We start from the raw sequence: 14028 nt of genomic DNA, 5'->3' as shown, positions 1-14028 counted from the left end.
ACCCTGCACTGCATAGCATTGGCGCCCAAGGAGTTGAATGATGCAAAGCTTGCTGGACCCTGCGATCCTGTTTTTTGCCCTGGGTGTGTTTGCGGGCCTGGTGCGGTCCAACCTGGAGATGCCTGCGGCGATCTCGAAGTTCTTGTCGATCTACCTGCTGATGGCACTGGGCCTCAAGGGCGGGTTTGCGCTGGCGGCGTCGGGCTTCACGCCCAGCGTGGCCACCAGCCTGGGGCTGGCGGTGCTGCTGGCCATCGTGGTGCCGCTGGTGGGCTTTGCGCTCTTGCGGCGGGTGCTGTCGGGCTTCAATGCGGCGGCGGTGGCAGCCACCTATGGATCGGTGAGCGCGGTGACGTTTGTGACGGCCACGCAGTACCTGGAGTCCCAACACATCGCCTACGGCGGCCACATGGCGGCGGCGATGGCGCTGATGGAGTCGCCCGCCATCATCCTCGCAGTGCTGCTGGCCAATGCGCTACGGCAAAAACAGCAGGCGGTGGCCATGGCCACCGCCGCCCCGCCCGTGGTGGCGATGACAGGCGGGGGCGCCGCCACGCTGGGCGGTCATGGCCCGGGCAACGTCAGTGGGAAGGGCGGCCCGCACCTGTCGGTGGGCAAGATCCTGCACGAGTCGTTCACCGATGGCACGCAGTTGCTGCTGCTGGGCGCGATGCTGATTGGCCTGCTGACGGGCGATGCGGGCAAGGCGGCCATGCAGCCGTTTTCGGGTGATCTGTTCAAGGGCATGTTGTGCCTGTTCCTTCTGGACATGGGCCTATCGACCGCACGCAACCTGCCTGCGGTGCGCCAGCAGTCGCCCTGGCTGCTGGCCTATGCGGTGCTGGGCCCCATCACCCACGCCACGCTGGCGCTGGGCCTGGTCTGGCTGGTGGCGGTGCCTGCAGGCGATGCGGTGCTGCTGATGGTGCTGGCGGCCAGTGCGTCCTACATCGCCGTGCCTGCGGTCGTGCGCTATGCCATCCCCGAGGCCGACCCGTCGCTGTATGTGAGCCTGTCGCTGGGGCTGACGTTTCCGCTCAACATCGTGCTGGGCATTCCGCTGTACACGCAGGTGGTGCAAAGCCTGTGGGCCGTGTGAGGGGGCGATGCATACAGCCCACACGTGGCCCCTGGCGTGCGCTTGCAGAGCCTGCTTCAATTGCTATCATTTAGATAGCTATTGAGGCATACCGGATGCGCGGAAGCGGCCATTTTTTATTCAAATTACAACCCACTGCGCCACACAGCCGGGTCAGAACAGGCTGCTTTGCCCCTGCAGCAGCCCGGGGCGGAACTGGCCTAGGTCCAGCTCCACGCGTTCGCGGTTCAGGCCCAGCTTGCGGCAGGTGGTGGCAAAACGCTGGCGCACCAGGTCGGCCCACAGGCCGGTGCCTTTCATGCGGGTGGCGAAGTCGCTGTTGTAGGTTTTGCCCGCGCGGCGCTCGGCGTCGCTCAGGTGGTGCAGGTCTTGCACACGGGCCATCACGCGCGCGGCACGCTGGGGGTAGTGCACCTGCAGCCATTCGCGAAACAGCGCATCCAGCTCCCACGGCAGTCGCAGCACGGTGTAGAAGGCGCTGCGCGCGCCCGCGTCGCGCGCAGCCTCCAGCACCTGTTCCATGTCTTCGGTGATGAAGGGGATCTGTGGCGCCACGCTCACGCCCACGGGCACACCCGCCTCGGCCAGCGCGCGGATGGTGCGCAGGCGCCGGTGGGGCGCTGCGGCGCGGGGCTCCATGCGGCGGGCCAGCGTGGCATCGAGCGTGGTGATGGTGACGTACACCGCCGCCAGGCGTTGCGCTGCGAGCGGAGCCAGCAAATCCAGGTCACGCTCCACACCGCTGGATTTGGTGATGAGCGAAAACGGGTGGCGCGCGACGCTCATCACTTCGATGAGGCTGCGGGTGAGCTTCAAGTCCCGCTCCACAGGTTGATAGCAGTCGGTGGCCGAGCCGATATTGATCAAACGGGGCACGTAGCGCGGCGCGCACAGCTCGCTACGCAGCACTTCGGCAATGTTGTGTTTGGCCACGATCTGCGTTTCAAAGTCGAGCCCCGGTGAGAAGTTAAGGTAGCTGTGGGTAGGCCGCGCGTAGCAGTAAATGCATCCGTGTTCGCAGCCCCGGTAGGGGTTCACCGAGAGTTCAAAAAAGATGTCTGGCGAGTCGTTGGCGCAGATGGCGCTGCGCGCGGCTTCGAGATGCACGCGGGTGGCGGCGGGGGCGGCGGATGCATCGTCGCCCGCATCGTTACCCCCCGGCAGTTGGCCCCAGCCGTCGTCGGCCGCCTCGCGCACATCGCGCGCAAACCGGTGAGCCAGGGCCGTGGCCGCGCCCCGGCCACGGATGGCCTGCAGCGGAATGCGGACCTCTTCGGGCGGCGCGGGGATGTCGGATTTGTCCGTGAAGGTGCGAGACATAACTGTATAAATATACAGCCATTTGGTGCTGCGTGCTTGCCCCTCCGCCCCCGCAAGCATGCGCGCGGCCTTGGCACGGTTTACTCCTTGAACAGCTGCTCGATCAGCCCCCGCATCCACTGGTTGCCGGGGTCGCTTTCAAAGCGGCGGCTCCAGTGCAGCGACACTGTGAAGTCGCGCAGCGGCAGCGCTGGTTCGATCAGGCTGTAGCCGCCGTCGGCCGCAAAGGTGCGTGCGATGTTGCGGGGCATGACCACGGCCAGGTCCGTGGCGCGCACGATGGCAGGCAGCACCATGAAGTGTTCGGTGGTCAGGCGGATGCGGTCCTGCAACTGTTGCATCTCCAGAATGCGCAGGGTGTCGGAGTGGGTGCGCACGGCCACAAACTCCAGCTGGCGCAGGGCGCTGAGCAAGGCGGGGCCGCTGCGCTTGGTGGCGGCGAAGGGGTGGCCTGCGCGCAGCAGCACCACGTAGCGGTCCTGGAGGAGCTGCACACGCTGCGTATCCTTCACCGTGGGCAAAAAGCCAAAGGCGAAGTCGATGGCGCCGCTGTCCAGCCGCTGGGGAATCTCGTGGCGCGGCACGGGCAATGTCTCCAGCTGCACGCCGGGCGCCTGGCGCTGCAGCGCCACCATCAGGTCGGGCAGAAAGCGGCCTTCGCCAATGTCGCTCATGTGGATGCGAAAGACCTTGCGCGACTGCAGAGGGTCGAACAAGGCCGACTCGTTGAGGGCCTCTTCCAGCAGGCCCAGCGCGCTGCGCACGGCGTCGGCCAGCCGGTCGGCCTTGGGGGTGGGCTGCACGCCGCCGCCCGCGCGCACAAACAGCGGGTCTTTGATCAGCAAACGCAGCCGCGTCAGCGCCTGGCTGGCTGCCGGCTGTGTCAGGTCCAGCAGCTCTGCGGCCCGGCTCACGTTGCGCGTGCGGTAGACGGCATCGAACAGGCGCAGCAGGTTCAGGTCGATGTCTTTGATATGCATTGAGTGAATACCGCTTAGTCACTTCATTGTATTGATGGATAGAGCAAGCCATCCGAAGATGCGGGGATGCCTTCAGAACACCCCCATCTCCCCACCGTGCGCGAGGCCGTGCTCGACCTGCTGCGCGGCTTTCACATCGATACCATCTTTGGCAACCCGGGCTCCACCGAGCTGCCACTGTTCCTCGACTTTCCCAGCGACTTCCGTTACATCCTGGGCCTGCAGGAATCGGTGGTGGTGGGCATGGCCGACGGCTATGCGCAGGCCACCCACAACGCCGCCTTTGTGAACCTGCACTCGGCGGCCGGCGTGGGGCACGCCATGGGCAATATCTTCACGGCACACAAGAACCGCACGCCCATGGTCATCACGGCCGGGCAGCAGGCGCGCTCCATCCTGCCGTTCGACCCCTTCCTGTTCTCGGGCCAGGCCACCGAGCTGCCCAAGCCCTACGTGAAGTGGAGCGTGGAGCCAGCGCGCGCCGAAGACGTACCCCTGGCCATCGCCCGCGCCTACTACATCGCCATGCAGCAGCCGCGTGGGCCGGTGCTGGTGTCTATCCCCGCCGACGATTGGGACAAGCCTTGCGAGCCGCTGAAGGCGCGCACCGTGAGCACCGAAACGCGTCCCGAGCCCCGCGTGCTGGAGGCCATTGGCGATGCACTGGATGCCGCGCGGCGCCCCGTCTTCGTGGTGGGTGCCGCCGTGGACCGCGACAGTGCCTGGGACGAGGTGGTGGCGCTGGCCGAGCGGCACAACGCTGCCGTGTGGATTGCCCCCATGGCGGGCCGCTGCGGCTTTCCACAGGACCACCGCCTGTTCGCCGGGGTGCTGCCCGCCATGCGCGAGAAAATCGTCGCGCTGCTCGCCGGCCACGACCTGGTGTTTGCGCTGGGCGCCGCGGCGTTCACGTACCACGTGGAAGGCTTTGGCCCGCATGTGCCGCCGGGCGCGCAACTGGTGCAGCTGATTGAAGACCCCGGCACCGCCGCCTGGACGCCTGAAGGCACCTCGGCCGTTGGCGGCATCCGGCTAGGGGTGCTCGACCTGCTGGCGCGCCCCGCACCACCGCCACGCGCCTTGCCACAACCGCGCCCCGCACGCCCGCGTGTGGAGCCCACGGGGCCGCTGATGAGCGTGCCCTATGTGATGCAGACCCTGGCCGAGGTGCGCGACGCGGCCTCCATCGTGGTGGAAGAAGCGCCCAGCTCGCGCGCAGCCATGCACGCCTACCTGCCCATTGTGCAAAGCGAAACCTTCTACACCATGTGCAGCGGCGGCCTGGGCTATGGCATGCCTGCCGCCGTGGGCGTGGCGCTGGCCAAACCCGACAAGAAGGTGATCGGACTGCTGGGTGACGGCTCGGCGATGTATTCCATCCAGGCCCTGTGGAGCGCGGCGCAGCTGAAGCTGCCTATCACCTTCATCATCCTCAAGAACCGCCGCTACGCGGCGCTGCAGGAGTTTGCCCCCACCTTCGGCTTCCACGAAGGCGACAAGCTCGAAGGCACCGACCTGCCGGATCTCGACTTCCTCGCGCTCGCCTGTGGCCAGGGCTGCGAGGCTGTGCGTGTGAGCGACCCCGCCTTGCTGCACCAGGCGCTGCGCGATGCACTGGCCAGCCCGCGCGCCATCCTGGTTGAGGTGGACGTGGCCTGACAGGCCCTGCACAAACCGTTCTTCCCGGCTCACCCCATCACCACAACACACCAGACCCGGCGCACCCGGGCGCTCACCTTGACTGGAGACAACCATGCACCCCGTTCACAACCCGCCCTCCCCAACCACCCGCCACCTGCTGCGCACGCTGGCATGCGCCGCTGCCAGCGTGCTGCTCAGCACCGCCGCCATGGCAGACACCTGGCCCAGCAAGCCGATTAAAGTCATCGTCAACTTCCCCGCCGGGGGCGCCGCCGACCAGATTGCGCGCGCCGTCACCCAGCCCCTGCAGGCCGTGCTGGGACAGCCGGTGGTGGTGGAAAACCGGGGCGGTGCGGGCGGCAACATCGGCGGGGAGGCCGTGGCCAAATCCCCGGCCGACGGCTATACCCTGCTCATGAGTTCGGGCGGCATGGTGTCGGTCAACCCGCACCTGTATCCCAAGATGCCTTTCGACCCCGTCAAGGACCTGACACCCGTGGCTGCTGCTGCACGGGTGCTGGTCTTCCTGGAGGTGCGCCCCACACTGCCGGTCAACACCATCCAGGAGTTCCTCGCGCACCTGAAGGCCAACCCCGGCAAGCTGAGCTTTGGCACGCCGGGCAACGGCAGCTCGCCCCACCTGGCGGCCGAGATGCTCAAGACCCAGGCCAATGCATTTGCGGTGCATGTGCCCTACCGGGGCGCGGCACCGGCCATGCAGGACCTACTGGGTGGGCAGCTGGACTTCATGTTCGACCCGGGTATCGGCCTCTCGCATGTGAAAGCGGGCAAGCTCCGGCTGCTGGCCGTGGGCAGCGCCAAGCGCTCACCCCTCTTCCCGGACGTTCCCACGCTGGACGAAGTGGGTCTGAAGGGCTTTGACGCAGACACCTGGTTTGGCTTTTATGCACCGGCGGGCACACCGCCCGACGTGGTCACGCGCCTGAACCGCGAGATCAACAAGGTGCTGGGCACGCAGGCCGTCAAGGACCGCATCACGGCGCTGGGCGGGGTGCCTGCCCCCATGTCGCCCACCGACTTCAACGCACGGGCTTCCATCGACAGCGCACGGTTTGGCGCCCTGATCAAGGCGCGCAACATCCAGGGAGATTGACCGCGCGCGGCAGTGCGAGATTCGCGATGGTCTACAGTCCCGCGCTTTGTCACCACCTTAGAGGTACTGCCATGGCGCGCAAGCCCCAGATCATCCTGTCGTCGCTCGACGTTGACCGCATCGAAGCCCTGCTGGCCGCCATCCCGGCCAGTGTCTTCCCGGGCAAGGCGGACCTGCAAGCAGAGCTGGACCGGGCCGATGTGGTGCCGCCCGAAGACATCCCGCCCAACGTGGTGACCATGAACTCCACCGTGCAGTTCTCCATCCTGGAGACGGGCAAGGAGTTCTGCCTGACCCTGGTCTATCCGCGCGACGCGGATGGCACTGCAGACCGCATCTCGATCTTCGCGCCCGTGGGCAGCGCCCTGCTGGGCCTGGCGGTGGGCGATGAACTGGCCTGGCCCGGACCGGGCGGCAAGTCGATGACGGTGCGCGTGAAAGACATCCTGTACCAGCCTGAAAGTGCCGGCGAACTGCATCGTTGAATTCGGGACACCCCCCTGAGGCGCTGCGCGCCTTCCCCCCGCTCTCACAGCGCTGCGCACTGCGGGCGGGGGGACGCCGCCCTCGCTGCGGGGCGGCCCCTGCTTGGCTGCCCTGGCCTTTGAGCACGCCGGTTTCTGAGGCTATTGGGTAGCTGGAGCCCGCTGGAGCACTGCGCGCCTTCTATTCCCGGCGAGCCCTGCCTGGAGGGTGCAAGTGCCACGGATTGGGGTGGTGCAAAGCGCCATGAGCCGCGACAATGGCAGCCGCCATGACCACACCGCCCGCACCACACACGCCAGACATCCCTCCATCGATTGACCAGTTCGACCCGGACTCGACGGTCGCATTCCAGCGGCGAATGGAGCGGGCTCCTGAATGGTTCTGCTCCTTCCTGGCGGGAAACAGCCGCGAAAAGAGCCGCCTCAAGCGCGAGATGGCAACCATGAAGGGCTCGGTGGTGTGGCTGGTGCAGCAGCGCCGCCAGGGCAACTGGGATGCCGCAGAGCGCGCCCATTTGCGGGATGTGATGCGGTCAGCCTCGTCCGTGAGTCCCTACCTGTTCATCTGGGTGATTCCGGGCTCGATGCTGATCCTGCCCTTCATGGCCTGGTTTCTGGACCGGCAGCGCAAGCGGCGCGAGCGCAAGCTACAGCGTTGAAGAGCTCTTCACGAGCCCTCATTCAGAACCCGTTGTTGGTAACAGCCACCAGCAGACCGGTGCCCACCAGCCCCGCCTGCCAGCGCAATGCGGTGGACCAGGTGGGCACATGCTGCTCCACCCGCAGGTAGAGCAGGCGCCCGGCGGCGAGGGACAGGACAAACGCCAGCAGCATGCCCAGTGCATTGGGCACCGGCGAAGCAGGCCACAAGTGGCTGACCACGGCATTGACCAGCAGGCACACGGCAAAGTGCACGAGGAAGATGGAGTAAGACATCTGCCCCACGCGAACCAGCGGCGCAAAACCGCCCCAGGCACGCAGACGTTCGGACCGCAACGCCACCACCAGGAACAGCGCCGTGACGAGCGCCACCACAATGCGGCCCCGGAAGTCCAGCGCCAGGGCCACACCGCCCAGCAGCACCATGGCGCTCAGCCACCCCACCGGGCTGGCTGCGCGCACTGCCCAGTACGCCAGCATGCCCAGGCCATAGGCACCCAGGAAGTAGATCGCCCACATGTCGAGCCCGGCCATGCGGTTGAAAACCCACAGCGACGCCGCCACACCTGCCACGATGAGCACCCGGGCCAAAACAGCCCTGTGCCGCTGGGCCCACGCGCCCGGCAGGGCCCTGACGCCCGCCCAGAGCAGCACGCTCAATGCAAAAAGCTGGAAGTCGATGGCCACATACCAGACACCGGCAGACAGGGCATCTTCGTCCACGATGTCCTGCAGCAGCAAGGCATTGGCCAGCAATTGCGCCAAGGTGGGTTCTTGCGGCACAGAAGGGTGCTCCATCCAGGGGCGCACCAAGGCAGCCACCACCACCGTCAGCAACAACGCCACCGCGTAGGGAACCACCAGCCGTACAAAACGCTTGGCCACTGCATTGCCAGCATGGTCAAACCGCGCCACGCCCTGGGGCGCCAGGCTGGCTGCGGCAAGGTAGCCGCCCAGCACCAGAAACACCTGCACCGCCATGCGCCCATAGTCATACAGCCAGGCCATCAAGGCGGGGGCGAGAGGCTGGGCGATGTCCGACATCGGGCCATAAAAGGCCAGGTGGTGCCAGACGATGGTGATGCACGCCACGCCCTTGACCATATCGATCAGGGGCATGCGGGAAGGAGACGAAGACATGGGAGCGGGGAGGTATGGCATGTGCCGAGGCGGGGCCGCACCGGCAGACAAAAACCTCTATTGTCCCCCGCATCCAGCAGTTTGCGCAGCCCTAGAGCCTGCCGCGATACCCCGCCTTCTGAAGGTGCAATTTCCTGAATTTTCAGAAATTACTGAAATTTCAAAAAATCAAGCGCACAATACGTGCCTATATGACCTACGTCAAACATTTACCCCCTCTGAACCGCCAGTTCGTGGCCCACTTTGGCGAGATGGGCAGCCGCTGGGGCATCAACCGCACGGTCGGCCAGATGTATGCACTCATTTTCCTGTCTCCTCGCCCGCTCAATGCCGACGAGATTGCTGAAACGCTGGAGTTTTCGCGCTCCAACGTGAGCATGGGGCTCAAGGAGCTTCAGGCCTGGCGGCTGGTGAAACTGAGCCACCAGCCGGGCGACCGGCGCGAGTACTTCGAGGCACCCAAGGACGTGTGGGAGATCTTCCGTGTGCTGGCCGAGGAACGCCGCCGCCGCGAGATCGAACCCACCTTGTCGATGCTGCGCATGGCGCTGCTCGAAGAGCCCTCCTCCGATGAAGAGCGCCACGCCCAGGAACGCATGCGCGAGATGCACGAACTGATCGACCGGCTCATGACATGGTTCGACGACGTGCAGCGCCTGGCGCCTGAAACAGCGATGCAGCTCATGGGCATGGGCACCGCCGTTACCCGGGTGCTCGAATTCAAGGACCGGCTGACCGGCAAGGGCAGTCACTCGCCAAAGAGCAATCCCTCAGGAGTTTGACGCCATGGACGCCTTCACGCTCTCGCGCATCCAGTTCGCGGCCAACATCAGCTTTCACATCCTGTTCCCCACCATCACGATTGCGCTGTGCTGGTTTCTGGTGTTCTTCCGCCTGCGGCACACGGCCACGCGCGGCACACCGGCGGCGCTGGGCTGGGAGCAGGCCTACTACTTCTGGACCAAGGTGTTTGCGCTGACCTTTGCGCTGGGCGTGGTGTCGGGCATCACCATGAGTTTTCAGTTCGGCACGAACTGGCCGGGCTTCATGGAACATGTGGGCAACATTGCCGGACCGCTGCTGGGCTATGAGGTGCTGACGGCGTTCTTTCTGGAGGCCACCTTCCTGGGGATCATGCTGTTTGGCCGGGGGCGCGTGTCCGAGCGCATGCACCTTGTCGCCACGCTCATGGTGGCTTTTGGCACCACGCTGTCGGCTTTCTGGATCTTGAGTTTGAACTCGTGGATGCAGACGCCCGTGGGCTACGAGATCATCGATGGCAAGTTCCACGCGGTGGACTGGCTGGCGATTGTGTTCAACCCGTCCTTCCCCTACCGACTGGGCCACAAGCTGCTGGCATCGGCCCTCACGGCAGGCTTCTTGATCGCCGGGGTGAGTGCCTGGCAGCTCATCAAGGGCACGGCCAACGAAGGCACGCGCAAGGCCCTGCGCACGGCCATCACCGCAGTGGCCGTCGTGATCCCGCTGCAGATCTTCATGGGCGACCTGCATGGTCTCAACACGCTGGAGCACCAGCCCGCCAAGATCGCCGCCATTGAGGGCATCTGGCACACCGAGAAGGGCGCGCCACTTACGCTGTTTGGCCTGCCCAACGAGAAGGAAGGTCGCACCGACTACGCCTTGCAGATCCCCAAGGCGGCCAGCCTGATCCTGGCGCACGACATCGACGCCGAGCTGAAGGGGCTCAACGAATTCCCAAGGGCCCATCCGCCCGTGGCGCCCGTTTTCTGGGGGTTCCGCGTGATGGTGGGTGTGGGCCTGCTCATGCTGGCCGTGGCCTGGGTGGGTGCTTTTGTGCTGTATTGCCGCCGCAAGCAAGACCTGGCCACCCTGCCCCGGCCACTGCTCTACACGCTGGTGGGTATGGCGTTCTCAGGCTGGGTGGCCACACTGGCCGGGTGGTACGTGACCGAAATCGGTCGCCAGCCTTACCTGGTCTATGGCCTTTTCAAGACCGCCGACGCCGTGGCCCCCCACGCGCCCGCCATGGTGGCCAGCACGCTGGCGGCCTATCTCATCGTCTATGGGCTGCTGCTGGTGGCCTATGTGGGCGTGATCAAGTACATGGCCGAACACCCAGCCATGCCCACACCGGCGGCGTCCCATCCAGCTCCAGCCCCTCGCGCCGTTTAAGGAGGCCTCCATGGACGCACTGAACTGGGCCACCGCCCTGCCCCTGATCTTCATGGCCGTAATGGGCCTGGCCCTGCTGGCCTATGTGATCCTCGACGGCTACGACCTGGGCGTGGGCATCCTCCTGCCCTTTGCCACCGATGCGGAGAAGGACGTGATGGTGTCCAGCATCGGCCCTTTCTGGGACGCCAACGAGACCTGGCTGGTGTTGGGCGTGGGGGTGCTGCTCATCTGTTTTCCGACCGCGCACGGCGTGGTGCTGTCGGCCCTGTACCTGCCGGTGGCCGTGATGCTGGTGGGGCTGATATTGCGCGGCGTGGCGTTCGACTTTCGCGTGAAGGCCCGCGACTCGCACAAGACCACCTGGAACCGCCTGTTTGCGGCAGGCTCACTGGCGACCACCCTGGCCCAGGGCTGGATGCTGGGGGCCTACATCACCGGCTTTCAGAACGACACCTGGGGCCTGCTGTTTTCTGCAGGCATTGCCATCACCCTGCCTGCGGCCTACGCGATGCTGGGCGCGGGCTGGCTCCTCATGAAGACCGATGGCGATCTTCAGCGCAAGGCCGCCCGCTGGGGCCAGGGTGCGCTGTGGCCCATGGGGTTTGCGCTCATGGGGATTTCGCTGGCCACGCCGCTGGTCAGCCCCACGGTGTTTGCCAAGTGGTTTGTACTGCCCGAACTGTTTGCGCTGCTGCCCATTCCGCTGGCCTGCGTGGCGGCCTTCTTTGCCATCCGCCATGTGCTGGCCACGCCGCGCGTGGTGCAGGCCGGCTACGGCTGGATCGTGTTCGGCGCCACCGTGCTGATCTTTGTGCTGGCCTTCCTGGGGCTGGCCTACAGCATCTATCCCTACATCGTGATCGACCGCCTGACCGTGTGGCAGGCCGCCAGCTCCACGGAATCGCTGGTGGTGATCGGCATCGGCGTGGCCATCACGCTGCCAGCGATCATTGCCTACACCATCTTCATGTACCGGGTGTTCTGGGGCAAGGCGCGGGAGCTGACGTACGGGTTGTGAAACCTCCGCTCAATACCGCAGACTCCCTTCCGCGTCCACAATGGCCAGCTCCACATAAGTCGAGCCGTTGTGGCTCTTGGGCGAGTATTTGACGTTAAAGCGCCCAAAGGATATTTCACCGGCATCCTCCATTGTCTTGATGAAAGACTCCGTGGTCAGGTTGCGCCCCGTGCGGCGCAGCCCCTCCACCAGCAGCCGGGCATGCACGAATCCCTCGAACTGTGAAGCCGAAGGCTGGGCGCTGGGGGACTTGGCGCGCAGCAGGGCCAGGTATTCGGCCACCACGGGCACCGTGGTGCTGCGCAGCGACGGCATGATCTGCGCGAGGATGATGCCGCGCGCCTTTTCCTTAAGTTCGCGGTGGATCACGTCCATGCTGGCTACAGAGAACCCGTAGTACGCGGGCCGCGCCGCTGTCGATTGCACGGCCTTGATGTAGCTGGTGAACGTGGTTCCTGCGGTTGCAACGATCACGGCCTGGGGCTGTGCCTTTTCGGTGGCCTGCGCCGCAGCCGCGAAGTCCGGCTGTTTGGGATCTACCTTGATCTCCGCCACGAAGGCCAGTTTTTCCTCATCGGAGGCTTTCTTGAGTTCGGCCAGCAAGGTTTTGCCCAGACCGTCGTCCTGGTAGAACACGGCCACGCGGCTGATGCCCTGCTGGCGCAGCTGCGAGACGATTTTTGCAGCCTCGCTCGCATACCCTGCGCGCACATGAAAGACGTAGGGGTTGAGGGTTTCCCGAAACACCGAAGCGCCCGTGACCGGGCCAAACAGCAGGGTGCGGTGCTCCTTGATCAGGGGCAATATGGCGGCCGTCTGCGCCGTGCCGGTGCTGTTGTAGATCATGAAGACCTTGTCGGTCTCCAGCAGCTGGCGCGTGTTCTCCACCGCTTTCTGGGGATCGAAGCCGTCGTCAAGTGTGGTGTATCGGATCATGCGGCCATGCACGCCGCCCTGCGCATTCACCGCGTCGAACATGAGCCGCGAGCCCTCGCCATACTGCGCAGTCTGTGGCCCGAGCGGCCCCGACAGCACCGCCGATGCACCGAGACGGATTTCATCGGCGGTCACGCCCTCGTTGCGGGCATGGCCCAGGCCACCTGTGCACAAGGCAACCAGCAGCACCAGAAAAGAACGAAACATCACGCACCCACCTTGCAAAGAATGTGCTGACCGAGCAACCCAAGCACACGCGCTTTGGTTATTGATCATCATCATTATCCGCAGCCACCAGAACAGGCTTATGGGGGTTTGCCCTTGCCTCGGGAGCGCCAGAAACAGCTTCGCCCGCAGTGCACACCAGGCGCACTGCGGGCGAATGAAGCCCTCTTGCCCAAAGCCACCACGCCCTGGGCAGCGGCGGTGGTGTGGAGCCCAAAAAGCTCAGCGCAGCATCAGAGCTTGAGGCGCGCGCGCGCAGCCTCGTACTCGCGGCGCAGCTTGCCCACCAGCTCGGCGGTGCTGGTCACGGCGTTGATGGCACCAATGCCCTGGCCGCAGCCCCAGATGTCTTTCCAGGCCTTCTTGGCATCGCCGCCAAAGTTCATCTTGCTGGGGTCGGACTCGGGCAGGTTGTCGGGGTCCATGCCCGCAGCGCGAATCGACGGAGCCAGGTAGTTGCCGTGCACGCCGGTGAACAGGTTGCTGTAGACGATGTCGTCGGAGTTGCCGTCCACGATGGCCTGCTTGTAGGCATCGCTGGCACGCGCTTCGTGCGTGGCGATGAAGGCAGAGCCGATGTAGCCAAAGTCTGCACCCATGGCCTGCGCGGCCAGCACGGCGTCGCCGCTGGCGATGGAACCACTCAGCGCTACGGGGCCGTCGAACCACTGGCGGATTTCCTGGATGAGCGCAAACGGGCTCTTCACACCCGCATGGCCGCCCGCACCGGCGGCCACGGCGATCAGGCCATCGGCGCCCTTTTCAATCGCCTTGTGGGCAAACTTGTTGTTGATGATGTCGTGCAGCACGATGCCACCCCAGGCATGCACGGCCTGGTTCACATCCTCGCGCGCGCCCAGGCTGGTAATGATGATCGGCACCTTGTACTTGGCGCACACCTGCATGTCGTGCTCCAGCCGGTCGTTGCTCTTGTGCACGATCTGGTTGATGGCAAAAGGCGCGGCCGGCTTGTCGGGGTTGGCCTTGTTGTAGGCAGCCAGCGTCTCGGTGATCTCGGCCAACCATTCGTCGAGCAGCTCAGCGGGGCGGGCATTGAGCGCGGGCATGGAGCCCACCACACCCGCCTTGCACTGCTCAATCACGAGCTTGGGGTTGCTGATGATGAACAGCGGCGAGCCGATGACAGGCAGCGAGAGGTTTTGCAGCGCGGCGGGCAGTTTGGACATGGCAACAACTTCCTGAACAGGTTTTTGGATGAAATAGGGCTCTAGCGCTTATTCATCAAGCGCTAG

The 14028-nt window shown here is 65.1% G+C and carries 13 protein-coding genes; 8 read left to right on the top strand and 5 right to left on the bottom strand.

What is annotated here, in order from left to right:
• Positions 1-40: 40 nt before the first annotated feature.
• A complete protein-coding gene (locus KW832_RS05930) occupies positions 41-1099 on the top strand; it encodes a sodium-dependent bicarbonate transport family permease (RefSeq protein WP_218299215.1) in 1059 nt (352 codons plus the stop codon).
• 153 nt (positions 1100-1252) lie between these two features.
• Here KW832_RS05930 and KW832_RS05925 read toward each other — a convergent pair whose 3' ends face one another.
• Together KW832_RS05925 and KW832_RS05920 are read right to left on the bottom strand one after the other, a co-directional pair.
• Positions 1253-2419: a PA0069 family radical SAM protein gene (locus tag KW832_RS05925; RefSeq protein ID WP_218299214.1), complete on the bottom strand. Its 1167-nt coding sequence runs from the start codon at positions 2417-2419 to the stop codon at positions 1253-1255.
• A gap of 80 nt (positions 2420-2499) precedes the next feature.
• On the bottom strand, positions 2500-3399 hold the full coding sequence (locus KW832_RS05920) for a LysR family transcriptional regulator (RefSeq protein WP_218299213.1): 900 nt from the start codon (positions 3397-3399) through the stop codon (positions 2500-2502).
• Positions 3400-3465: 66 nt separating this feature from the next.
• On the opposite strand from KW832_RS05920, the gene mdlC reads away from it, so the two are divergent.
• The 4 genes from mdlC to KW832_RS05900 all read left to right on the top strand — a co-directional run bounded on the left by mdlC (position 3466) and on the right by KW832_RS05900 (position 7298).
• A complete protein-coding gene (mdlC, locus tag KW832_RS05915; RefSeq protein ID WP_218299212.1) occupies positions 3466-5058 on the top strand; it encodes a benzoylformate decarboxylase in 1593 nt (530 codons plus the stop codon).
• Positions 5059-5152: 94 nt separating this feature from the next.
• The gene (locus tag KW832_RS05910) at positions 5153-6154 is read left to right on the top strand and encodes a tripartite tricarboxylate transporter substrate binding protein (RefSeq protein ID WP_218299211.1); all 1002 of its coding nucleotides are present in this window, start codon (positions 5153-5155) and stop codon (positions 6152-6154) included.
• 71 nt (positions 6155-6225) lie between these two features.
• Positions 6226-6639: a nucleoside diphosphate kinase regulator gene (rnk, locus tag KW832_RS05905; protein WP_055394263.1), complete on the top strand. Its 414-nt coding sequence runs from the start codon at positions 6226-6228 to the stop codon at positions 6637-6639.
• 269 nt (positions 6640-6908) lie between these two features.
• A complete protein-coding gene (locus tag KW832_RS05900; RefSeq protein WP_055394290.1) occupies positions 6909-7298 on the top strand; it encodes a hypothetical protein in 390 nt (129 codons plus the stop codon).
• Between the two features lie 22 nt (positions 7299-7320).
• Here the strand turns inward: KW832_RS05900 and KW832_RS05895 are convergent, their stop codons facing one another.
• Positions 7321-8439, bottom strand: a complete 1119-nt coding sequence (locus KW832_RS05895; protein WP_218299210.1) for an acyltransferase — start codon at positions 8437-8439, stop codon at positions 7321-7323.
• Positions 8440-8630: 191 nt separating this feature from the next.
• Between KW832_RS05895 and KW832_RS05890 the strand changes: the two genes are divergently transcribed.
• The 3 genes from KW832_RS05890 to KW832_RS05880 are packed head-to-tail and all read left to right on the top strand — an operon-like array spanning position 8631 to position 11614.
• Positions 8631-9221 (top strand): GbsR/MarR family transcriptional regulator, encoded by a 591-nt coding sequence (locus KW832_RS05890; RefSeq protein ID WP_218299209.1) that lies wholly within the window; start codon positions 8631-8633, stop codon positions 9219-9221.
• 4 nt (positions 9222-9225) lie between these two features.
• Positions 9226-10593 (top strand): cytochrome ubiquinol oxidase subunit I, encoded by a 1368-nt coding sequence (locus KW832_RS05885; protein ID WP_218299208.1) that lies wholly within the window; start codon positions 9226-9228, stop codon positions 10591-10593.
• Positions 10594-10603: 10 nt separating this feature from the next.
• The gene (locus KW832_RS05880) at positions 10604-11614 is read left to right on the top strand and encodes a cytochrome d ubiquinol oxidase subunit II (RefSeq protein ID WP_218299207.1); all 1011 of its coding nucleotides are present in this window, start codon (positions 10604-10606) and stop codon (positions 11612-11614) included.
• Positions 11615-11623: 9 nt separating this feature from the next.
• Here KW832_RS05880 and KW832_RS05875 read toward each other — a convergent pair whose 3' ends face one another.
• Positions 11624-12757: an ABC transporter substrate-binding protein gene (locus KW832_RS05875; protein WP_121419439.1), complete on the bottom strand. Its 1134-nt coding sequence runs from the start codon at positions 12755-12757 to the stop codon at positions 11624-11626.
• 251 nt (positions 12758-13008) lie between these two features.
• Positions 13009-13962: a nitronate monooxygenase family protein gene (locus KW832_RS05870; protein WP_055394253.1), complete on the bottom strand. Its 954-nt coding sequence runs from the start codon at positions 13960-13962 to the stop codon at positions 13009-13011.
• Positions 13963-14028: the final 66 nt, after the last annotated feature.

The sequence above is a fragment of the Acidovorax sp. sif0632 genome, from assembly GCF_019218805.1.
In the GTDB taxonomy this organism is placed as follows: domain Bacteria; phylum Pseudomonadota; class Gammaproteobacteria; order Burkholderiales; family Burkholderiaceae_C; genus Acidovorax; species Acidovorax facilis.
Note: the sequence above shows the minus strand (reverse complement) of the source record. Positions and strands in the feature narration are given on the sequence as shown.